The sequence below is a fragment of the Luteolibacter pohnpeiensis genome (genome assembly GCF_016595435.1).
Classification (GTDB): domain Bacteria; phylum Verrucomicrobiota; class Verrucomicrobiia; order Verrucomicrobiales; family Akkermansiaceae; genus Luteolibacter; species Luteolibacter pohnpeiensis.
In genome coordinates, this window is record NZ_JAENIJ010000016.1 from 79368 (window position 1) to 98827 (window position 19460).

Sequence of the window (19460 nt, forward strand, 5' to 3'; positions counted from 1 at the left end):
GGATCAGGTTGAATTGAACTTATTGAGCTGAAGCACAAAAAAACGGGAGACCCGTTAGGATCTCCCGTTGGAGTTTCAGGCTGGATAGCCCAAATGGATTATTTGGTAGCTGGTGCTTTTAGCACAGGAGTGGCTGCACCCCAGATGCTGCCTTCCGAATTGTCGAGCAAGGTACGACCAGCACCGAGGCTGATTTTCTTGTCTTCACGGATTTGGTAAGAAACAACACTGTTGTCCATTTTTACAACAACGGCTTTGCCAAGGAATGCATCAGGATCGAACTCGCCGGTGGTTGAACCTAAAAGCAGCGGGGTAACTGCAACTGGGCGGCCTGGGTTACCAGCAGAGCTGAAACCGGACTCGTCGTTCATGATGTAGCCGTAGCCGACTTCACCTGGCTTGAGTGCTTGTCCCGCGCTGATGTCATCATCAGGTTTGCGAGGAGTGTATGGAGTTTTCGCATAGAACATGACTTCTGATTCGGTGACTTTTGCCGCAATCAGCTGACGGAAATAGTCGTTCGAAGTGTCACCACTGGTGTCCATGGTCGAACCGGTGCTGTCTGCAACAACCACTGCTGTTTCCTTATCAGGATAGGTGCCGTAGTCAGTTTCGAACTGGAACAAAGCGATGCCGATTTGTTTGCCGTTACTGATAGCTTCCGTTTGGTCAGCCTTCTTACGCTGTTTCATCACCATCGGTGCGGTCAGACCCGCAAGGGCGGCGATAATCACGATCACGACGAGAAGTTCCACCAAGGTGAAACCGCTTCTATACATGCGATTGGATTTCATAGGTTTGTGATATTTTGGGTTACTAGAATGGGACAATTGTCCCGTTTTATTTATAATCCTCATGAGAATTGCCTACACGAGGATGCATCAAGCTAAGGTTGCGATCGGCCGGTGCAAGAAAGAATTTGACGACCGGGGCTTTTTACGCGGCATCCGCTTGCCTCTTGGCTGCGGCATCCGATTTCGCCTGACTCAGCAATCGATATTCACGGTCAGTGATCGAGTATGGACCAGAGAATTCAACCGCATTCGAGTGCGGACTCTTGGCGCGACAGGCAAAGGCTTGCCGTTGTTTGAGGTAGTAGAAGATCAAATATTGCCGATCGCCGCTGCTCGTTTCCGCGAAGTAATCCGGCAGGCCGGTGTCCTCTACGAAAATTTTCAGATCCGGAAATTCCTGAGTTTTTAGCATCAGTCGCTGATAACCAAATGAATTTGGATCGTTCCGAACCAACATCATCTGATCATTCGCGGCTGATGCGGGAGTCCTGGATAGCCAGCGATGCGTCGGCGCGCAGGCGCCCACCAGCAGGCAGGAGAGGATCAGGGACAGAATGGAACGGCTCACCTTGAACATTACGAATCAGATTCAGAGACCATTACGCGCACGATCGCGTTTAATCAAATCATCGATTTTCCTAATATTTGGCCGGTTCCCTTCGGAATCGACAAAAAAGGCGGTTTCCAAGGGGACCAGGAACTCCACCGCTGAATTGACGCCGATCAGTCGCCCGGCCCCATCCACAATGGGTCCCCCGCTGTCGCCGGGTTCGAGCGGGATATCGATTTTGAATCGGGTGCTTCCAGTAAGCCACCCATCGGGTTGGATCGCCGTGCTCAACTTCCCGACTGCGGATCGCATGCCCGTGGAAATGCCTCCATGAATCAATGGGGTTCCTTCTGGAAGTAACTGGTTTGGCGAAGTCCAACGGTAGTAGTAGGGAGTATTTTCCGGCACGTGGAGCAAGGCCAAGTCCGATGATTTTGAGCGCCAAACCACACGTGCCTTGCTTTGCACCAAGCCGCCCCGGCGATGGAAAATCACGAAGACATTCCGACCGTTCATCTGGGCCAACACATGATCTGCTGTCAGAAAGTAACCATCTGGACTTAAAGGAGCTGCAGACCCGCCATCCTCATCAGCCGGCTCCACCTTGCCGATCGGTGTGCTGCCTGAAATATCGCTCAGTTCAGAGCGACTGGTGACCACCACCACCGACATCCGCTCCAATACCATCTGCCGCGCCATCGACCCGGGATATGGCGGATCCGCGACGGCTGGAGCCACGGGTGCACATGATTGGACGAGCACCGCCACCATCGAAATTACTAAACACCGAATCAGTCGTTCCATCCGCGACTAAAGAAGCACAGGCTGACAAGAACGTCACACGCGATTTCAAATTTCTCCAACCAACGTTTCGACAACGCGCCTGAAGGGAGATGGCATGGCCAATTGAAGAAGCTCATCCCCTGCTACCCAGGTATCTCCTTCAGCAGCAGTTCCACCGGTATAAACCCGGAGGGTGACCTTGTAACGGGTGATCGAATAGCGGGATTCGGAGACCATCGATAAACCTGAAACCTCCTCCGCAGTCCGTGTCGGCAATTTCCAAAGTCCTTGCCGTCGTTTCCCACGCTCGCAATGCATCAATACTCGGCCTGCCGAATCCATGAGCCATAGGGCATGTTCGTCGACTTCGGTAACCGTAACTCGAGGTTTTTTTGCAGGGAGCAGTTGTGGGTCGCGGGTTTTACAATAAGCCCCCACCGGACAGGCTAAGCAATCTGGAACCCCGGGCCGGCAAATGCGCTGACCCAATTCCATCAATCCCGCATGGTAACTCCGCGGCCGGTCCTCGTCGGCGAGCAAGCCTGCTGTGTCCCAGATGAATTTCAGCCCGGAGCTGTCGTCGATCACGCCCCTAAAGTCCAAAAGTCGGGAAATCACCCGAGCGACATTTCCATCGACCACCACAGCCGGTAAACCGAAGGCGAATGCCCGCAAGGCACCTGCGGTGTAGCGACCGACGCCTGGCAAATCCAGCAAGGCATCCAGCTCTTCTGGAAATTTCCCAGCATGCCGTGATATCACCTCGCGGGCGGTTTCACGGAGCATGCGAGCCCTGCGATAATAACCGAGCCCTTCCCATGCCTTTAGCAGCTTTTCATCATCGGCGGCTGCCAGACTTGTCACATCCGGGAATGCTTCAAGAAATCGCAGGAAAAAGCCGCGACCTAATACCGTCGCAATCTGGGTTTGCTGAAGCATGACTTCAGAAACCAGCACCGCATAGGGATCGTGGGTTCGCCGCCAGGGGTAATCGCGGCGATTTTTCTCGAACCAACCGACCAAGGCATTCTGGAAATCAGCGCGATGTTCCAGCGGATCGGATTGAAAAACAGGCTTCAGCACGGCCGGATCGTTCCCAGACCACTGACGAAACGCCAAGCAGATCCTCAGGGATTGGACGATTTCCCCGATCTGATCTGCGTGAATGTGGGCTCAAATCCCGAAGCGGAAGTGGTGATGGCTGCCACACCGACGAACGATTGCTCAGGCCAGGACTCAGGTAACTTTTTCGCAGGCAGATCTTTCCACATCGCTCCGTCGACGCTGATGGCGGCACGCACCTCATTCCCATGCCGCTCCAATTTCATGAACACCGGGCCTTCTACAGGCAGCGGATTCTCCCCACTTCCCATTTGTAGAAGTTTTCCGGCGGAGCGAATTTCAAAATTCGCGTAACCATTTGGCTTACCGCCACCGGAAGAAATGGCGGCACGAGCGAGAGTCACCACATGATCGGTGTCAGCCATCAGGATAAGAGCCGCGCCGGTGTAGGAAACCCGGCCTTGCTGGGTTGAGCCACCGTCGGGCTTCGAATTTCCCTCAACTCGCACCGTGAACGAAAAATCACCCTTAACAGGCTGCAAAACTCGAGGGGCATTTACGACACCAATTTCGGCTGCGAGATCGCGGGAAATTTGAGTTGGCGGAACAGAAATCGTGAGTTTTCCATCCTTCAGCTCGAACTGGCAGTCCAGCTCTGGATTTACCGAAGTCCCCCAGCCCTCGACTTTCGCAGTCGGTTCTACCAATGCAGGGAAAACCTGTCGTTTGCTGGTGCTTTCTTGGGCAACGAGCGTGATGCTGGAAAGAAAGCCCAGTGCGAGAATTGATCGTAAAGTCATGGCCTACAGAGATCCAGTGAACGAGAACTCCTAGGCATTACGGAATCCCCTGCCTTTCGGCAAGGAATTCCCAACTTCCCGATCCGCATGGCTGCGGCTCAGCGTTTCGCCGCGTCGGCCTCGATCCAGCCCCAAAGCGAGATCAAGCTGGAGGCGACAGCCGCTTTGGTTTCCACCAAATCCGAGCCTGGCGCCGCCTTGCCGAACAAGTAGAACTTGATTTTCGGCTCCGTGCCGGAAGGACGGACCGCGAATGAGCGACCATCTTCAAGATCCATGAACAGCATCTTTTCTTTCGGAATCAGATCGCCTTCTTGATCGTAAAGGTCCTGCTTTGCGAAATCGCGCACCCGGATCACGTTCGATCCATCGACAACCGTCGGTGGATTTTCCGCGTAGGAAGCCGCCAGCGCTTGGATTTTCGCAGCACCATCGGCACCTTCCATCACCAGCGATTTGCCGATTTCCAGATGATAGCCGAATTCCTCGTAAATCGCATCCATCAGCTCTGGCAGAGTCTTGCCAACTGACTTTGCGTAGGCGGCGACTTCAGCAAACATCAACGCCGATCCGTTGGCGTCTTTGTCGCGAATCGCATCCGAGCCGAGATAGCCGTAGCTTTCCTCACCTCCGAACACGAAGAAACGTGAATATTCCAATCGTAGCGCGCGGGTTTCCGCTTCGCTCAGGGAGCGGTAGTCGCCTTTCTTAACCGCGGGGATCGCATCCTCGTATTTACGCAGCTTTCCGGCGATGTATTTGAAGCCGGTCAACGTATCGACCACGCCAACTCCGAATCCATCGGCGATATTGCGTTGCAGATCGGTGGTCACGAAGGTCTTCACCACCACGGCGCGGCTGCGGTTGGCGTGAGTGAGCCAGCCGAGTTCGAACATGGTCTTGAGGCGGTACCAGGCCATCAATGAACCGATTTGGTTGCCGGTGAGGAGCACCATGCCGCCATCACGATCGCGCACCGCGACGCCCATCCGGTCCGCATCCGGGTCGGTTCCGATCACGATTTCAGCTCCGTTTTTCTCGGCGAGATCAATCGCCATTTTCAATGCCGAAGCATTTTCCGGGTTTGGCGATTCAACCGTCGGAAAGCGGCCATCGAGTTTGTCTTGCTCGGCCACGGTTTCGACTTCGAAGCCAAATCCGCGCAGCATTGGCACGATGATGTGACCACCTGTGCCGTGCAAGTTGGTGATCACCAATTTGGTGGCCGCGCCTTCCAGCAATGAAGGTTGAAGCAGCAAGGTTTTGAGGCGAGCCACATAGCGTTGGTCCATTTCCTCGCCGAGAATGGTCACGGTTCCCTGCTCATCAGCTGGCAAGGCGTCGTAAAGCTCGCTGGTCAGCGCATTAACTTCACTGATGATGCCGGTGGCGTGTGGCTCGACGATCTGAGCGCCGTCGTTGAAGTAGGCCTTGAAGCCGTTGTCGTGCGAAGGGTTATGGCTGGCTGTCAAAACCACGCCGGCATCGGCGCGAAGTTCGCGCACGGCAAAGGAAAGCTGGGGTGTGGAGCGCGCCCCTTCGAATAGATAGGCGTCGCAGCCGAGTTCAGCGGCCGTTTTTGCGCAGAACTCGGCGAAATCGCGTGAGAAATGGCGGGTATCGTGAGCAAACACCAAGAGCGGCTTCCGCTCAGCTCCAACGTGTTTTTTGGTGTAGGCGATCAGACCGCGAACCGCGCGGCTGACGTTGAAATAGTTCATCGTCGCGGTGCCGATGCACGGATATTGCGGCCGCCCGTTCGGGCCGCCATCGCCTTGCTCGGGAGATGTGATTTTCCGACCGATGGTGCGACCACGAAGACCGCCGGTGCCGAAAGCGAGAGTTTTGAAAAACCGGTCATTGAGTTCCTGCCACTCGCCTGCTTTGGCCAGCTCTTCCACGGTTTTTTCCGCTACATCTCCAGACGTTCCGGCAAGCAGCATAAGAATGTTGGCCTTGGCCGATTCCAAAAGTTTTCCATCTGCAACGGCTTCGGTGAGGAGGTCTAGGGTAGAGGTCATTTCGGGCTGCATGGTATGAACTTTTTATCTCATGGCAATTCCCTCGTGCGACGAGTGTTCCAAATTCCTGAGGAATCATCCTATCTCTGCCTTGGGAATCGCCCTAACCCGTTCAAATTGGTGACGAAACTGGCACCGGAGCAGTCCTGCGATTTTTTACGGGCTGCTCAAAATTCAGCCATGAACACCAACTCTCATCATGGCAGTAAAATCGGACGCCGGGACTGGCTCAAGGCCGCGAGCCTGGGTGGAGCCGCGCTGATCACCGGATCGGCCGTCGCGCCAGCGAGCGGACAGGAATCCGAGCCCCACAAACCGCAAGCCCGCCCGGTTCGCGGGATCATCTTCATGGTATCGGATGGAATGAGTCCCGGCGTCCTGACCATGGCGCAGAACTACTCGAAACTTACCCGCAATCGCGGCACCCGTTGGTGGAGTCTGCTAAACGACCGAAAGGCGGCGCGTGGGCTGATGGATACCGCATCGGCCAATTCATTGGTTACAGATTCCGCAGCCGCTTCCAGTTCTTGGGGTGGCGGGCAGCGGGTCAACAATGCGGTCATCAATGTTTCACCAGAAGGCCGGGAAATCACTCCGATTCACGCGATTCTCAAAAAGAAAGGAGTCTCCACGGGCTTGGTCAGCACCACCAGCATCACGGATGCTACACCGGCTGGATTCGGAGCATCGGTTCCCAATCGCTCCATGGAACCTGAAATCGCGGAGCAATACCTGAACCGGGTTGATGTCATTCTCGGTGGCGGCGCGGACTCGTTTTCTGCAGATAAACGCAAAGACGGACGGGATTTGGTCGGCGATTTCAAAGCCGCGGGATACGGTCATTGCACGGATCGCGCTGGGATGCTCGTTTCACGCGATGAGAAACTGCTCGGCCTGTTTGCCCCCGGCCACCTTCCCTTCACCGTCGACCGCGACCAAAGCGAGGATTTGACCCGCTCCGTGCCGACGCTCACCGAAATGGCAACTGCCGCTCTGAGCAGGTTTTTGGAAAAAGGAAAACCGTTCCTGCTTCAGGTCGAGGGTGCCCGGATTGATCACGGTGCGCACACCAATGACATTGCGGCTTTAATTCACGATCAACTCGCTTTCGACGATGCCTTGGCGGCGATGATTTCTCAAACCACAGGCCACAACGACATTCTCATCATTGTGACCAGCGACCACGGCAACTCGAATCCCGGATTGCGCGGGATGGGCGATACTTACAAGGAAAGCACCCCATGTTTCGCCCGCATCCAGCAGATGAAGGCGTCCAACGAACGCATATTTGCCGACTGGACCAACACCGCCGAAAAGTCACCGGATAACCTCCGGTCATTGATTCAAAAGCATCTCGGGTTCATGCTGAAAACCGAGGAAGCGGAATCGTTCATTGAGGCATTTGCCAAACATCCGGTCGTGGAGTGGAACGATCAACTGGCAAATTCCGAAGGGTTGCTGGGTCAGTTTGCTGGAAATCACACCGGCATCGGCTGGACCGGGATCAGCCACACCTCGGATCCTACCCTGGTTTCCGCGCTAGGACCGCAATCGGATCGATTCACCGGCATGGTCATCAATTCGGATGTTTTCGGCCATTTCATGGATTTGCTGGGCTGAAGCAATTCTCACTGGCGCTTGACTTGCGTGGCCGTGGATTCGAAGAACCCCGGCGATATGGATCGATCCGTCCGCAAGCTCGCGCCCATCGCCCTCGCCAAACGCAAGGCGCTTCTGAATCCCAATACGGACGCGGTTCGGCTGATCGATGGTATCGGCGATCAACTCCCGGGCACGATTTTGGAGGCATTCGCGGACCATTGGTTGCTATCCACCACCTCCGATTTCATCGACCCGGAGGTCAGGCAATGGCTGCGTGACCAGCCCCATTCCTGCTACTGGAAACGTCTTGATCAGCATCAAAAAGAGTCCCCGGTTCTGCTTTCCGGCAAGCCGGTGACCGAGCCATTTCTGGCGAAGGAAAATGGCATCAACTACGAGATTTCCTTTCAGTCCGGATATTCCCAAGGGATCTTCCTCGATCAACGCGACAACCGTGCCGAGGTCCGGAGGCGCATGGCTCCGGGGTTGAAGCTGCTCAATACATTTGCCTACACCGGGGCCTTTTCCGTGTCGGCCGCCATGGCTGGTGCTGAAACCACCACGCTGGATCTTTCCCAACCGTATCTCGATTGGGCAAAACGCAATCTGGCACACAATCAACTGGATCCGGCAGCCCACCACTTCTGCAAAGGCGATACCTTCCACTGGCTGCGCCGATTCGCCAAACAAGGACGGACTTTCGACGGCATCGTGCTCGATCCACCGACTTTCTCCCGCGATGAAAAAGGCAAGGTGTTCCGGGTTGAGTCAGATTTCACCGAACTTGCCTCGCTTGCGCTCGACGTGCTGGCTCCAGGTGGCTGGGTGCTGTGTTGCACGAATTTCAAGAAGCTCTCCCCTCACCACTTTGAGAAGCAGCTTTTTGCGGCCTCTTCACGTCGGCTTCGTGCTGTGCATAGCCCGATGCCGGACGATTTCTCCGGTGAATCCTATCTAAAATCCGTTTGGCTGACATTCGACGGAGCATAAAAAAAGCCCGTTCCCGCGATTGGGAACGAGCCTGCAATCGATCTGAGGCCTGAAATCAGAGATTTTTGAGGAAAGAACGCAGCATCCAGAGCGCCTTTTCGTGAACCTGAATGCGGGCGATCACCATGTCCTGAGTTTCAAGATCTCCAGCCTCTTCGGAGGCTTTGCGCAGTTCCATGGAAGTCGCGACCACGATTTCATTGCACTCGATCAAATGCGCAACCAGGTCTTTAGCTGGCATGTGCTCAATCGGGAGTTCTGAAATTGAGGAGAGCGAAGCCAGGGTTTTCAGGCCGCCAGGAGCAAGCTCGTCCAAGGCACGAAGTCGTTCTGCAATTTCGTCAACCGCTGGGAACAGCTCGTTATACTGGTTTTCGAAGGCGATGTGGAGTGAGAAAAACGCAGGCCCTTCCACGTTCCAGTGTGCGACCTGGGTCTGGCCAAGCAGCGCGTAGGTGTCGGCGAGCAAGGTGGTGAGGCCTTTTACGACAGCGGAATTTTTTGTGGCGTCTTTATTCAGTGTTTTCATGGTTCTAAGCGGATAAAATTTCAGGAAGGCGTTTGGACAACAAGCTTTCCGGCTCACTAATCATATTGAAACATGCGTCGCTTGTCCCGCCAAGCAAGGGGAAATCTGAGACAGCCTTCGCTTTACGTGACCAATCCTGCGCGTATCTTATCGCATGGCGAAAACCCTTTGCGATTGGTCCAAGTCCGACATCAAGGAACGGGCGGCGGAGCTGATGGAGCTCACGCGTGCGCCAAAATTTTTCTGCCGCAAATGCGCCCGGGTCTCAACGGAGTCGAAGTTTCTCTGCAAACCGATGCGTTTCGACCGGCAAATCGCCAAAAACCATGACTCAAAATAACTCTCGGATCCGGGTTATCTGGCTTTAAGCAAGTTGCGTCCGCTCCAGATGTAGTTCCATCCGGAAATCAGAGTGAGCGCTACCGCAATCCACAACGAAATCGGCAGCAACCAACCATCGGGGCTGGCCAGATTTTCAAACCAATTCCCGATCGGTCCAGGCGGTTTTCCGGTCGAAAACGTCAACCAGACAAGACCGGTGATGCAGAAGGTCAGCTGGAATGTAGTCTTCCACTTGCCCAAACGGTCCGCCGCGAGCACTTGTCCGGCTTCTACCGCGATTTGTCGCAGCCCGGTAACGAGGAATTCGCGGCCGATGATCAATGCGGTGACCCAAACCGGGCAAAGCCCACGTTCCGTCATGAAAACAAAGGCGGAACAGACGAGAATTTTATCCACCAAGGGGTCCATCAGCTTGCCGAGCGGGGTTACCAGCCCCAATTTCCGCGCCAGCCAGCCATCCAGCCAATCGCTTGCGGCTGCCACGCTGAAGAGCACGAGGCCGATTCCGTAGTTCGTATCCGAGTGACGCGAGACGACCGCGATGAAAATGGCGGTCATGATTAATCGGGAAAAAGTTATCGCGTTCGGAAGATTCACGCGATGAGTCTTATCGATGCATTTGAAGATGGCAACTAGGTTGCTGAATTCTGCTGAAACTCCCGGTGGCAATTCCGCCATCCAGAGGTATTGCTTCATGGGAAATTCTGATCCCAAGGATGAAACCAATGCATCTTTCCGTAAAAACAAGGGGTTGCACCCCGGCCCGGTCTTTACTATCGGAGTGCGCCTCTTTAATCCTCAATTTTCATGAATAAAAGCGATTTCGGACTCATCGGTCTGGCCGTCATGGGCCAGAATCTCGTTCTCAATGTGGAATCCCGCGGCTTCCAAGTCTCGGTTTACAACCGCACCGCCTCCGTCATGGAGGAATTTGTTTCCCAGCATCCTGACAAGAAATTGGTCGGTGAAGAAACACTCGAGGGCTTTGTCAACTCCCTCGCCTCACCACGCAAAATCATGATCATGGTCAAAGCGGGTGGCCCGGTGGATGCCGTGATCGAATCGCTGATTCCTTTGCTCGACCAAGGCGATATCATCATCGACGGCGGCAACTCGCTCTATACCGATACCGAACGCCGCGACAAATGGCTCGGCGATCTTGGTTTCCGCTTCATCGGTGCCGGCGTTTCCGGTGGTGAAGAAGGAGCCCGCAAAGGCCCATCCATCATGCCAGGCGGCCCTGCTTCCACTTGGGACGTGATGAAACCGATTTTCGAATCGATCGCGGCAAAGGTCGATGGCGAGCCATGCGTCACTCACATCGGCCCAGGCGGTGCCGGCCACTACGTGAAGATGATTCACAACGGCATCGAGTACGGCGACATGCAGTTGATTTGCGAGGCATACAACATTTTCAAAGCTGCAGGCTTCACCACCGATGAGCTGGCTCAAGTCTTCACCGACTGGAACAATGGCGATCTCGAATCTTACCTGATTCAGATCACCTCGAAAATCTTCGAACAAAAAGATCCTGAAACCGGTGATCCCTTGGTCGACAAGATCCTCGATACAGCCGGTCAAAAGGGCACGGGCAAATGGACCATCATGAACGCGGTGGAAAACGCCGTTGTCATTTCCACCATCAACGCTGCGGTGGAAGCCCGGATTCTTTCCTCCATGAAAGACAAGCGGGTCAATGCCAGCGACATTCTCGAAGGACCCAAAACCGAAATTTCCGCTGAAAAAGCTGAATTGGTCAAACAAGTCCACGACGCATTGTTTGCCTCGAAAATCATTTCCTATGCCCAAGGTCTCGACCTGATCGCCACCATGGGTGCCGAAAAAGGCTGGAATCTCGATCTCGGTAAGATCGCTGCGATCTGGCGTGGTGGCTGCATCATCCGCGCCCGTTTCCTCAACGACATCACGGATGCCTACCGCACCAACCCTGAGCTCAGCAACCTGATGCTTGCTCCGTTCTTCACCAAATTGCTGAACGGATTCCAGCAAAACTGGCGTGAAGTCATCTCGCTCGCAACGCTGGCCGGCATTCCGGTTCCTGCATTCAGCGCGTCTCTCGGCTACTACGATAGCTACCGTAGCGCGGTGCTTCCTGCCAACCTGCTTCAGGCCCAGCGCGACTTCTTCGGTGCTCACACCTATGAGCGCACCGACAAGCCTCGCGGCGAATTCTTCCACACCGACTGGCCGGAGGTCATCGGCTGATTGGATCATCAGATCTGTATTTCCAAAAGGTCGTCCGGAGTACCGGGCGGCCTTTTTTGTGGCTTTGGTCTGGGCTGTATTCATCCGCTTCGTCGCGGATCACAAAAGCGACTGACCATCAGCAGCTCAGAAGGTGGTTCCCGAATTATAGCGCAAAAAATAGAATTGGAAGTGGCCTAACAACTTCTGACTGGGTAATCTGGGTCGTAAACCATGACGAACCATCAAGGTACCATCGTTTCTGTTCGAGGAAGTGTGGTGGACATTCGGTTCACCGAGGATTTGCCTCCGATCCATTCGATCATCCGTGCGGGTGATACCGGGCAAATCATCCTGGAAGTGCTGTCACAACGGGATTCCCAACACGTGCGTTGCATCGCACTGACTCCTACGCAGGGACTGACTCGCGGCATGCTGGTCGAAAATACCGGCGCGCCGCTTCAGGCACCGGTGGGAAAGCAGATCCTTTCCCGGATGTTTGATGTTTTTGGCAACCCGATCGATCGATTGCCAGCTCCACCTGAGTTGGAGTGGCGGAGTGTGCATCACGCCCCCCCGCCCCTTGCTCGCCGCTCTACGAAGTCAGAAGTCTTTCGAACCGGCATCAAAATCATCGATGTGCTCATGCCGCTGGAACGTGGTGGCAAAGCTGGTCTTTTCGGCGGTGCGGGCGTTGGCAAGACCGTGCTTCTAACCGAAATGATCCACAACATGCTGGGGCATCAACACGGCGTGAGCATATTCTGCGGAATCGGCGAGCGCTGCCGCGAAGGTGAGGAACTTTACCGGGAAATGAAGGAAGCGGGTGTGCTTTCAGACATGGTGATGATTTTTGGTCAAATGAACGAGCCACCCGGCGCGCGTTTTCGCATCGCCCATGCCGCATTGACCATGGCTGAGTATTTTCGCGACGATGAACATCGCGATGTCCTGCTGCTCGTGGATAACATATTTCGTTTCATCCAGGCGGGTTCGGAGATTTCCGGGATGATGGGCCAGATGCCATCAAGGCTCGGCTATCAGCCAACCATGGGCACGGAACTTTCCTCGCTGGAGGAACGCATTGCCAATACCGACACGGGTGCCATCACTTCCATTCAGGCGGTTTATGTCCCTGCCGACGACTTCACCGATCCAGCGGCGGTTCACACGTTTTCTCACCTCTCTGCATCGATCGTACTTTCCCGTAAACGCGCTGCCGAAGGGCTCTACCCTGCGATCGATCCCCTGCAATCCAATTCCCAGCTGGCTGCACCAGGTGTGGTCGGCAATCGGCACTACACCATCGCTCAAGAGATCCGCCGAACGCTCGCCCAATATGCCGAGCTGAAGGACATCATCGCGATGTTGGGTCTGGAACAACTTTCGCCGGATGATCGCAACCTCGTGGGTCGTGCCAGACGGTTGGAAAGATTCCTCACCCAGCCATTTTTCACCACCGAACAATTCACCGGTCTTGCTGGTAAATTGGTGAGCCTGGATGACGCGTTGGATGGCTGTGAGCGCATCCTGCGGGATGAATTCAAAGATTATCCGGAGAGCTCACTCTACATGATCGGGTCGATTGATGAAGCCGAGCAAAAGCGAAATGCGACTCAATCAGCCGCGTGAAATCACAGCCATGAACCTGAAAATCCTGCTGCCTTTCCAAGTCTTCGATCAACAGATCGGAGTGCTGCGCATCGTTGCAGAAACGGCAAAAGGCTCGTTCGGATTATTACCCCAGCGCCTCGATTGTGTGGCCGCTCTGGTGCCTGGAATCTTGGTTTACGAAACACCGGAGCAAGGCGAAGTCTTCATCGCGGTGGATCAGGGACTGCTGGTCAAAACAGGCAAGGACGTTTGCGTATCGGTGCGTCGCGCGATCCGTGGCGCGGATCTATCGCAATTGCGCTCGTCCGTAGAAAAAGAGTTCCTGACCTTGAGCGAAAACGAGCAAGCCGTTCGCAACGTGATGACACGCATTGAATTCGGATTGATGCGAAACCTTGCCAATTTCCAGCATGAATGAGCAATCATCCAATCCTCGCTCCCGGACCCAATCCGATTTCGCAGGAGAAATCGGCAGCAAGGCAGTCCGTAAAATCAAAGCACGGAGAGAGGCTCAGAATCACGTCTGGTTTGGCCTCGGGATGATGGGCTTGATTGGCTGGTCCGTCGTGGTTCCTACACTTGCAGGAACCGGCCTGGGACTATGGCTCGACAAAAATTTTCCGAGCGAACATCATTGGACCTTGGCGTTGCTGGTAGCGGGGCTGTGCTTGGGTTGTCTTAACGCCTGGGCATGGGTATCGAAGGAAAGCAAAGCATTGCACGACCAACAGGAGGAAAAGGATGACTGATGCCTTTACATGGATCTTGGCTGGACTCGCCGGAGCCGCATTAGGTGCTCTGTTTTTCGGCGGCTTGTGGTGGACGGTGCGTTGTGGGATGCAATCCAATCGACCCGCACTCTGGTTTCTGGGAAGTGTCGTGATTCGCACCGGAATCACCGTGGCTGGATTTTATTGGGTCGGCGCAGACCGTTGGCAGCGTTATGCCGCCTGTTTGTTAGGTTTTTTAATCGCGCGCCGGGCTGTTACTTACTTTACCCGACAAACCACGGAGGATCGCCATGCATCTGAGTCCTGACGAAATCATCTACTGGCAGCACGGTGTCGTTAAGCTGAACGCCACCATCGTCTTCACCTGGGTGCTGATGATCCTTCTAACGGTAGGCTCTAAGCTGATTACGCGGAAATTAACGACCGATTACCAGCGCTCGCGTTGGCAGAATCTGTTAGAAATTCTGATCTCCGGCATGGTGGATCAGATCAAGGAAATCGGGCTGCGCCAACCTGAGAAATATATCGGATTTTTAGGGACGATTTTCCTGTTCGTCGGGACTGCCGCGCTGTGCACGATCATTCCGGGATATGAACCGCCGACCGGCTCGTTATCGACCACTCTGGCATTGGCACTCTGTGTATTTGTGGCAGTGCCGCTTTTTGGCATCGAGGATCAGGGGCTGCGTGGCTACTTGAAAACCTATACCGAACCAACGGTGATCATGTTGCCGTTCAATTTGATCAGTGAGGTATCGCGCACTCTCGCGCTGGCAGTCCGCCTTTTTGGAAACATGATGAGCGGCTCCATGATTATTGCCATTCTTCTCAGCATCACTCCGTATCTGTTCCCCGTGGTAATGACATTGCTCGGGCTTCTAACAGGTATGGTCCAGGCTTACATTTTTACGGTTTTAGCTGCTGTCTACATCATGGCGGCGACCCGGGCGGAGAAAGACCCGACTGCCATTTCGAACTGACCTAACAGAAATATGGACGATATCACACTCATCGCGATCACCTCGATCATTACCGCAGGAGTTACGACTAGCTTCGGCTGCATGGGCCCGGCTTTTGCGGAAGGTCGTGCCGTAGCCACTGCGCTCAGCTCTATTGCGCAGCAACCGGATGCATCTTCGACGATTACCCGAACTTTGTTCGTTGGTTTGGCCATGATCGAATCGACCGCAATTTATTGTTTTGTGGTCTCGATGATCCTGATTTTTGCCAATCCGTTCTGGAATCATTTCATCGATCAACTCGCAGGAAAATAACGCCATGCTCATCGATTGGTTCACGGTTTGCGCGCAAGCGCTCAACTTTCTGGTCCTCGTTTGGTTGTTGAGGAAGTTTCTCTATCAACCAGTCATGCAAGCCATCGATGGACGGGAAAAACGCATTGCGGCTGAACTTGCGGACGCGGATGCCAAACGCACCGCGGCACAAGCCGCGCGGGACGAGTTCGAGCGTAAAAACACAAGCTTCGATCAGGAACGCACATCACTCATGGCCAAAGCGGCGACAGATGCCGAGGAGCTGCGTAAAAAGCTCCAGCAGGATGTCGCGAACGAAGCCACTGAGCGTCGTGCCAAATGGCGGGAATCCTTGGTGACGGAGCAGCAAACTCTTAAAGAAACTCTCATTGAAAAAACTCGGGATGAAGTCTTCGCGATCAGCCGCAAAACTCTGGCCGATTTAGCTGATAGCACACTGGAAGCATCCATCGCCCATGTCTTGGTGAAGCGAATGAAAGATTTGGGGGCTGCGGAAAAATCCATTTTGAAAACTGCTCTGGAAACCGATGCGTCGCCGATCGTGCGCAGCGCTTTCGAACTGCCAAACACCGAACAAGCAGCGATCCAGAATGCGTTTCGCGAAACATTTTCCAACAATCTAACACTGCGCTTCGAGGTGGCTCCTGACTTGATCAGTGGGATTGAGATCACCACCGAAGGGCAAAAAATAGCGTGGAGCATTGATGGATATCTAACAACTCTGGAGCAAAGTGTGGACGCTTTGATGAAACCCGCTGCTGGAGCTGCCGCATGAATTCACCGGTGTCAGATCTTGCTACGGCTTTCGAAACCGCTGTTGCTGGAATCCGTGAGACTCGCGAACAATTTCGGCCAACTCTCGCCGTGCGCGAAATTGGGACGGTGACTCATGTCTCTACGGGAGTTGCCAAAGTTACCGGACTGCCGGGTGTCGGTTACGAGGAGTTGATTGAATTTGCCGGTGGAGTCTCCGGCATCGCCTTCAACCTCGATGAAGATGAAATCGGTGTTGTCTTGTTAGGCGATTATTCACTGCTGCAGGTAGGAGCAGAAGCGACGCGCACCGGCCGCGTGATGGACGTGCTGGTTGGTGACGGCTTAATCGGACGTGTGATCGACCCGTTAGGTCGGCCACTCGATCATCAAGGCGTAATGGTGGCCAGCAAACGCCTGCCGATTGAGCGTCCTTCCGCAGCGATCATGGATCGTGCGCCAGTTAGTGAACCGCTGCAGACGGGAATCAAAGTGATTGATGCGCTGATTCCGATCGGTCGCGGACAGCGCGAATTGATTCTTGGGGATCGCCAAACCGGCAAGACCACCATTGCGCTGGATACCATACTCAATCAGCGTGGCAAGGATGTGATCTGCATTTACTGCGCCATCGGCCAGCGCGCGTCAGCGGTCGCCAAAGCGGTTGCCACACTGCGGGAAAAAGGCGCTCTGGACTACACCGTAGTAATGGTCACGGAAGGCAATGATCCACCAGGGCTTTCTTACATCGCGCCTTATGCCGCCACCGCGATGGGTGAGCATTTCATGGAAAGTGGGCGCGATGTTTTGATTGTTTACGATGATTTGACCCAGCACGCCAGAGCCTATCGAGAGCTATCACTTCTTCTTCAGCGCCCGCCCGGACGTGAAGCGTTCCCGGGCGATATTTTCTATCTGCATTCACGCCTGCTGGAGCGATCAACCCATCTTTGCGCGGAACGCGGCGGCGGATCGCTCACCGCATTGCCCATCATTGAAACCGAGGCGCAGAATATTTCTTCTTACATTCCGACCAATCTGATCTCGATCACCGATGGGCAAATCTATTTGTCCCCTTCCCTGTTCGCGCTTGGTATTTTGCCTGCTGTCGATGTCGGAAAATCGGTCTCGCGTGTTGGCGGAAAAGCTCAACACAAACCCTATCGCGCCGTGGCTGCCGATCTTAAGCTGGGCTACGCGCAATTTGAAGAGCTGGAATCATTCGCCCGATTTGGAGCACGCCTCGACGATGACACACGCCGGGTGATTGAACATGGTCGCCGCATCCGTGCTTGCCTGAAGCAACCCGAGTTTTCACCGGTTTCAGTCCCAGCTCAAATCACCACGCTTCTGGCCCTGAGTGAAAATGCCTTCGATGCGATCCCTCTGGAAAATATGACCGCTGCGGAAAATGCCCTGCACCTGGCTGCGGACCAACTTCCGGCTGACCTACGTTCACGCATTGAAGGGAATCAGAAATTATCTAACGACGATCGCCAGGCGATTCTGAATCTGGCGACAAGAACATTGGCCGTTTTTCAAAACCCGGAGAAAACATCCTGATGAGCGAAACGACAGCCAGTCTCCAACGCAAAATCCAAAGCGCTGACGACCTGCGGTCCGTGGTGCGAACCATGAAGGCGCTGGCAGCTTCGAGCATTGGCCAATATGAAGCATCGGTTCGTTCACTGGCTGATTATCACCGTCATCTTGAACTTGGCTTGGGAGTGTGCCTGCGCCAACGCGGACTTGTTACTACCGCTCCCGCGAAACCCACTTCCAAGCCGCCGGTCATCGCGATTGTTTTCGGCTCCGATCAGGGACTTGTCGGTTCTTTCAATGATAACATCGCAGACTTTGCCGTTCGTGAGTTATCCACCCTAACCGAGCGGCCGCAGGTCCTGGCGATTGGCGAGCGTGTTCACACGCGATTGGCCGATGCCGGATTGTCGATGCTTGGACCATTTCCCGTTCCCAACTCCGTCAAAGCGATCGCTCCATTGATTGCGCAAATCCAGCTGGCATCGGAGCATCACACGCGAGCCGATACCTCGGTTTATCTATTCCACCACCGGCCCAAAAACCGTGCCACCTATGAACCGAACCGTCAGCGATTGCTACCCCTCGATTCTGACTGGCAGTCAAACTTGGCAAAGTCTCCCTGGCCGACCCCATACCTACCGGAAGTGCTGCCGGATGCTCTAACAACTCTTCCGGCGTTGGTGGGTGAATACCTGTTTATCTCGCTTTTCCGGGCCTGCGCGGAATCCTTGGCCAGTGAAAACGCCAGCCGTCTCAACGCCATGCAGCGGGCCGAAAAAAATATCGATGAATTGGTCGAAAAACTTCACGGCGACTACAACAGCTTGCGGCAAAGTTCGATTGATGAAGAGTTGTTCGACCTCGTTGCCGGTTACAACCATCTTTCTGAGCCAGATTGATTCTAGCAGAGCACCTCAGAGATTGCTGCGATTGCTTCTCATTCCCAATTCTAACTGGTTCATTTGAGGGTTCTTCGCAGGTATTGGGGGGCGAAACTGCTTAAATTTTCACCAGTTTGGATCAAACCCACGCTTTTGATTGCATCGGCTCTGAAACTGCTCCAAATGCTCGTCATTCACACGACCGGTTCTTTTTTCCCATTATGAAATTCGCCCTTCTCGCGCTTCCCCTCGGCCTCGTAGCTGCCCATGCTGCTGAAACCACCGTAAAATTGCAGCCATTTGAAGTGGATCGTTCATTTCCGGCGACTCTGTTGCCGTCCAAGCCAACCTTGATCTCGGTTGATCCGAAACAATTTGGTGATTTCACCATCGAAACCATCGTTCCTCACGGTGCCCAGGTTCAGAAGGGTGATGTTCTGGTGAAATTTGAATCGAAGGCATTCAAACGGAAACTGGAGGATCAAAAGCGGGCGGTTGAAGCGAATCGATTGAGCCTCGCCAGCAATGAACTTTCATATTCGAAACTCAAGGAGGAGACGGATATGAAAATGGATGCGGCCAAACGTGCTGCGCGCATCGCTGCGGAAGATCTCGCCTACTTCAAGGAAACCGGTCGCAAAGCGAAAGAGGACGATGCTCAGAATGATTTGGAAACCGCAGCACAACGCCTTGAAGGAGCCAAGGAAGAGCTTCGTCAGCTGAAAAAAATGTATGAGGCTGATGACGTCACGGAAGAGACGGAGGAAATCATTTTAAAGCGACAGGAGTTCACCGTGAAGTCTGCGGAATTGAGCAAACATCTTACGGATCTCGCCATCGCCCAACGCTTGGAAAAGACCATCCCGCGCGAGCTGGAGCAACTCACGGCTGCGGACCATTCCGCGGCATTAGCGTTGGAAAAGGCTCAGAATGAGCTGCCGCGCAGTCTGGAAAGCGCCAAAATCAGTCTCGATGCTGCCAAAGTGG

At 54.3% G+C, this 19460-nt stretch carries 22 protein-coding genes; 14 read left to right on the forward strand and 8 right to left on the reverse strand.

The genetic code is table 11. The features are described from left to right. Positions 1 to 98 precede the first annotated feature (98 nt). From JIN85_RS11340 to JIN85_RS11365, 6 genes are all read right to left on the reverse strand, one after another. Positions 99 to 779, reverse strand: coding sequence for a type II secretion system protein (locus JIN85_RS11340; protein ID WP_200270723.1), 681 nt, complete (start codon positions 777 to 779; stop codon positions 99 to 101). A gap of 157 nt (positions 780 to 936) precedes the next feature. Further along, a complete protein-coding gene (locus JIN85_RS11345; RefSeq protein WP_200270725.1) occupies positions 937 to 1371 on the reverse strand; it encodes a hypothetical protein in 435 nt (144 codons plus the stop codon). 12 nt (positions 1372 to 1383) lie between these two features. Then, positions 1384 to 2082 carry a trypsin-like peptidase domain-containing protein gene (locus JIN85_RS11350; RefSeq protein WP_200270727.1) on the reverse strand — a complete coding sequence of 233 codons (699 nt, stop codon included), beginning with the start codon at positions 2080 to 2082 and terminating at the stop codon, positions 1384 to 1386. A 111-nt stretch (positions 2083 to 2193) separates the two neighbouring features. Next, positions 2194 to 3210, reverse strand: a complete 1017-nt coding sequence (locus tag JIN85_RS11355; protein WP_200270729.1) for an A/G-specific adenine glycosylase — start codon at positions 3208 to 3210, stop codon at positions 2194 to 2196. Between the two features lie 44 nt (positions 3211 to 3254). After that, entirely contained in the window at positions 3255 to 3989 is a 735-nt protein-coding gene (locus JIN85_RS11360; protein WP_200270731.1) for a DUF1349 domain-containing protein, read from the reverse strand. Between the two features lie 98 nt (positions 3990 to 4087). Next, on the reverse strand, positions 4088 to 6010 hold the full coding sequence (locus JIN85_RS11365) for a phospho-sugar mutase (protein ID WP_234047379.1): 1923 nt from the start codon (positions 6008 to 6010) through the stop codon (positions 4088 to 4090). A gap of 180 nt (positions 6011 to 6190) precedes the next feature. Here JIN85_RS11365 and JIN85_RS11370 point away from each other — a divergent pair, with 180 nt between their 5' ends. Both JIN85_RS11370 and JIN85_RS11375 read left to right on the forward strand, forming a co-directional pair. Then, complete coding sequence (locus tag JIN85_RS11370) at positions 6191 to 7630, forward strand: alkaline phosphatase (RefSeq protein ID WP_200270735.1); 1440 nt, start codon at positions 6191 to 6193, stop codon at positions 7628 to 7630. A gap of 33 nt (positions 7631 to 7663) precedes the next feature. After that, the gene (locus tag JIN85_RS11375) at positions 7664 to 8602 is read left to right on the forward strand and encodes a class I SAM-dependent rRNA methyltransferase (RefSeq protein ID WP_325109143.1); all 939 of its coding nucleotides are present in this window, start codon (positions 7664 to 7666) and stop codon (positions 8600 to 8602) included. Positions 8603 to 8657: 55 nt separating this feature from the next. On the opposite strand, the gene JIN85_RS11380 is transcribed toward JIN85_RS11375, so the two are convergent. Continuing rightward, complete coding sequence (locus tag JIN85_RS11380; protein ID WP_200270737.1) at positions 8658 to 9131, reverse strand: Dps family protein; 474 nt, start codon at positions 9129 to 9131, stop codon at positions 8658 to 8660. A gap of 154 nt (positions 9132 to 9285) precedes the next feature. On the opposite strand from JIN85_RS11380, the gene JIN85_RS11385 reads away from it, so the two are divergent. Then, the gene (locus JIN85_RS11385; RefSeq protein WP_200270739.1) at positions 9286 to 9471 is read left to right on the forward strand and encodes a hypothetical protein; all 186 of its coding nucleotides are present in this window, start codon (positions 9286 to 9288) and stop codon (positions 9469 to 9471) included. Between the two features lie 14 nt (positions 9472 to 9485). Here JIN85_RS11385 and pgsA read toward each other — a convergent pair whose 3' ends face one another. Continuing rightward, entirely contained in the window at positions 9486 to 10169 is a 684-nt protein-coding gene (pgsA, locus tag JIN85_RS11390) for a CDP-diacylglycerol--glycerol-3-phosphate 3-phosphatidyltransferase (RefSeq protein WP_200270741.1), read from the reverse strand. A gap of 111 nt (positions 10170 to 10280) precedes the next feature. On the opposite strand from pgsA, the gene gnd reads away from it, so the two are divergent. The 11 genes from gnd to JIN85_RS11445 all read left to right on the forward strand — a co-directional run. Beyond that, positions 10281 to 11699 (forward strand): decarboxylating NADP(+)-dependent phosphogluconate dehydrogenase, encoded by a 1419-nt coding sequence (gnd, locus tag JIN85_RS11395; protein WP_200270743.1) that lies wholly within the window; start codon positions 10281 to 10283, stop codon positions 11697 to 11699. 213 nt (positions 11700 to 11912) lie between these two features. After that, positions 11913 to 13310, forward strand: coding sequence for a F0F1 ATP synthase subunit beta (atpD, locus tag JIN85_RS11400; protein WP_200270745.1), 1398 nt, complete (start codon positions 11913 to 11915; stop codon positions 13308 to 13310). Between the two features lie 10 nt (positions 13311 to 13320). Beyond that, on the forward strand, positions 13321 to 13710 hold the full coding sequence (locus JIN85_RS11405; protein ID WP_200270747.1) for a F0F1 ATP synthase subunit epsilon: 390 nt from the start codon (positions 13321 to 13323) through the stop codon (positions 13708 to 13710). Beyond that, the gene (locus tag JIN85_RS11410) at positions 13703 to 14041 is read left to right on the forward strand and encodes an AtpZ/AtpI family protein (RefSeq protein WP_200270749.1); all 339 of its coding nucleotides are present in this window, start codon (positions 13703 to 13705) and stop codon (positions 14039 to 14041) included. The genes JIN85_RS11405 and JIN85_RS11410 overlap by 8 nt, the downstream gene beginning before the upstream one ends. Then, positions 14034 to 14330 (forward strand): ATP synthase subunit I, encoded by a 297-nt coding sequence (locus JIN85_RS11415; protein ID WP_200270751.1) that lies wholly within the window; start codon positions 14034 to 14036, stop codon positions 14328 to 14330. Before JIN85_RS11410 ends, JIN85_RS11415 begins: the two co-directional genes overlap by 8 nt. After that, a complete protein-coding gene (locus tag JIN85_RS11420; RefSeq protein ID WP_200270753.1) occupies positions 14314 to 15003 on the forward strand; it encodes a F0F1 ATP synthase subunit A in 690 nt (229 codons plus the stop codon). Before JIN85_RS11415 ends, JIN85_RS11420 begins: the two co-directional genes overlap by 17 nt. Positions 15004 to 15015: 12 nt before the next feature. Next, positions 15016 to 15297: a F0F1 ATP synthase subunit C gene (locus JIN85_RS11425; RefSeq protein WP_200270755.1), complete on the forward strand. Its 282-nt coding sequence runs from the start codon at positions 15016 to 15018 to the stop codon at positions 15295 to 15297. 4 nt (positions 15298 to 15301) lie between these two features. Then, positions 15302 to 16072, forward strand: coding sequence for a F0F1 ATP synthase subunit delta (locus JIN85_RS11430; RefSeq protein ID WP_200270757.1), 771 nt, complete (start codon positions 15302 to 15304; stop codon positions 16070 to 16072). After that, the gene (locus tag JIN85_RS11435; protein ID WP_267906655.1) at positions 16069 to 17613 is read left to right on the forward strand and encodes an alternate F1F0 ATPase, F1 subunit alpha; all 1545 of its coding nucleotides are present in this window, start codon (positions 16069 to 16071) and stop codon (positions 17611 to 17613) included. Before JIN85_RS11430 ends, JIN85_RS11435 begins: the two co-directional genes overlap by 4 nt. Then, the gene (locus JIN85_RS11440) at positions 17613 to 18491 is read left to right on the forward strand and encodes a F0F1 ATP synthase subunit gamma (RefSeq protein WP_200270761.1); all 879 of its coding nucleotides are present in this window, start codon (positions 17613 to 17615) and stop codon (positions 18489 to 18491) included. The genes JIN85_RS11435 and JIN85_RS11440 overlap by 1 nt, the downstream gene beginning before the upstream one ends. A 203-nt stretch (positions 18492 to 18694) precedes the next feature. Further along, a partial coding sequence (locus tag JIN85_RS11445) for an HlyD family secretion protein (protein WP_200270763.1) occupies positions 18695 to 19460 on the forward strand: 766 nt, incomplete at its 3' end.

What these genes read in the sequence shown, in the direction of transcription:
- JIN85_RS11430 (WP_200270757.1), top strand. Translation starts at nt 15,302, where the DNA reads ATGCTCATCGATTGGTTCACGGTTTGCGCGCAAGCGCTCAACTTTCTG.
- JIN85_RS11410 (WP_200270749.1), top strand. Translation starts at nt 13,703, where the DNA reads ATGAATGAGCAATCATCCAATCCTCGCTCCCGGACCCAATCCGATTTC.
- JIN85_RS11385 (WP_200270739.1), top strand. Translation starts at nt 9,286, where the DNA reads ATGGCGAAAACCCTTTGCGATTGGTCCAAGTCCGACATCAAGGAACGG.
- JIN85_RS11365 (WP_234047379.1), bottom strand. Translation starts at nt 6,010, where the DNA reads ATGACCTCTACCCTAGACCTCCTCACCGAAGCCGTTGCAGATGGAAAA.
- gnd (WP_200270743.1), top strand. Translation starts at nt 10,281, where the DNA reads ATGAATAAAAGCGATTTCGGACTCATCGGTCTGGCCGTCATGGGCCAG.
- JIN85_RS11440 (WP_200270761.1), top strand. Translation starts at nt 17,613, where the DNA reads ATGAGCGAAACGACAGCCAGTCTCCAACGCAAAATCCAAAGCGCTGAC.
- atpD (WP_200270745.1), top strand. Translation starts at nt 11,913, where the DNA reads ATGACGAACCATCAAGGTACCATCGTTTCTGTTCGAGGAAGTGTGGTG.
- pgsA (WP_200270741.1), bottom strand. Translation starts at nt 10,169, where the DNA reads ATGAAGCAATACCTCTGGATGGCGGAATTGCCACCGGGAGTTTCAGCA.
- JIN85_RS11340 (WP_200270723.1), bottom strand. Translation starts at nt 779, where the DNA reads ATGTATAGAAGCGGTTTCACCTTGGTGGAACTTCTCGTCGTGATCGTG.
- JIN85_RS11420 (WP_200270753.1), top strand. Translation starts at nt 14,314, where the DNA reads ATGCATCTGAGTCCTGACGAAATCATCTACTGGCAGCACGGTGTCGTT.
- JIN85_RS11370 (WP_200270735.1), top strand. Translation starts at nt 6,191, where the DNA reads ATGAACACCAACTCTCATCATGGCAGTAAAATCGGACGCCGGGACTGG.
- JIN85_RS11380 (WP_200270737.1), bottom strand. Translation starts at nt 9,131, where the DNA reads ATGAAAACACTGAATAAAGACGCCACAAAAAATTCCGCTGTCGTAAAA.
- JIN85_RS11405 (WP_200270747.1), top strand. Translation starts at nt 13,321, where the DNA reads ATGAACCTGAAAATCCTGCTGCCTTTCCAAGTCTTCGATCAACAGATC.
- JIN85_RS11435 (WP_267906655.1), top strand. Translation starts at nt 16,069, where the DNA reads ATGAATTCACCGGTGTCAGATCTTGCTACGGCTTTCGAAACCGCTGTT.
- JIN85_RS11360 (WP_200270731.1), bottom strand. Translation starts at nt 3,989, where the DNA reads ATGACTTTACGATCAATTCTCGCACTGGGCTTTCTTTCCAGCATCACG.
- JIN85_RS11415 (WP_200270751.1), top strand. Translation starts at nt 14,034, where the DNA reads ATGACTGATGCCTTTACATGGATCTTGGCTGGACTCGCCGGAGCCGCA.
- JIN85_RS11425 (WP_200270755.1), top strand. Translation starts at nt 15,016, where the DNA reads ATGGACGATATCACACTCATCGCGATCACCTCGATCATTACCGCAGGA.
- JIN85_RS11345 (WP_200270725.1), bottom strand. Translation starts at nt 1,371, where the DNA reads ATGTTCAAGGTGAGCCGTTCCATTCTGTCCCTGATCCTCTCCTGCCTG.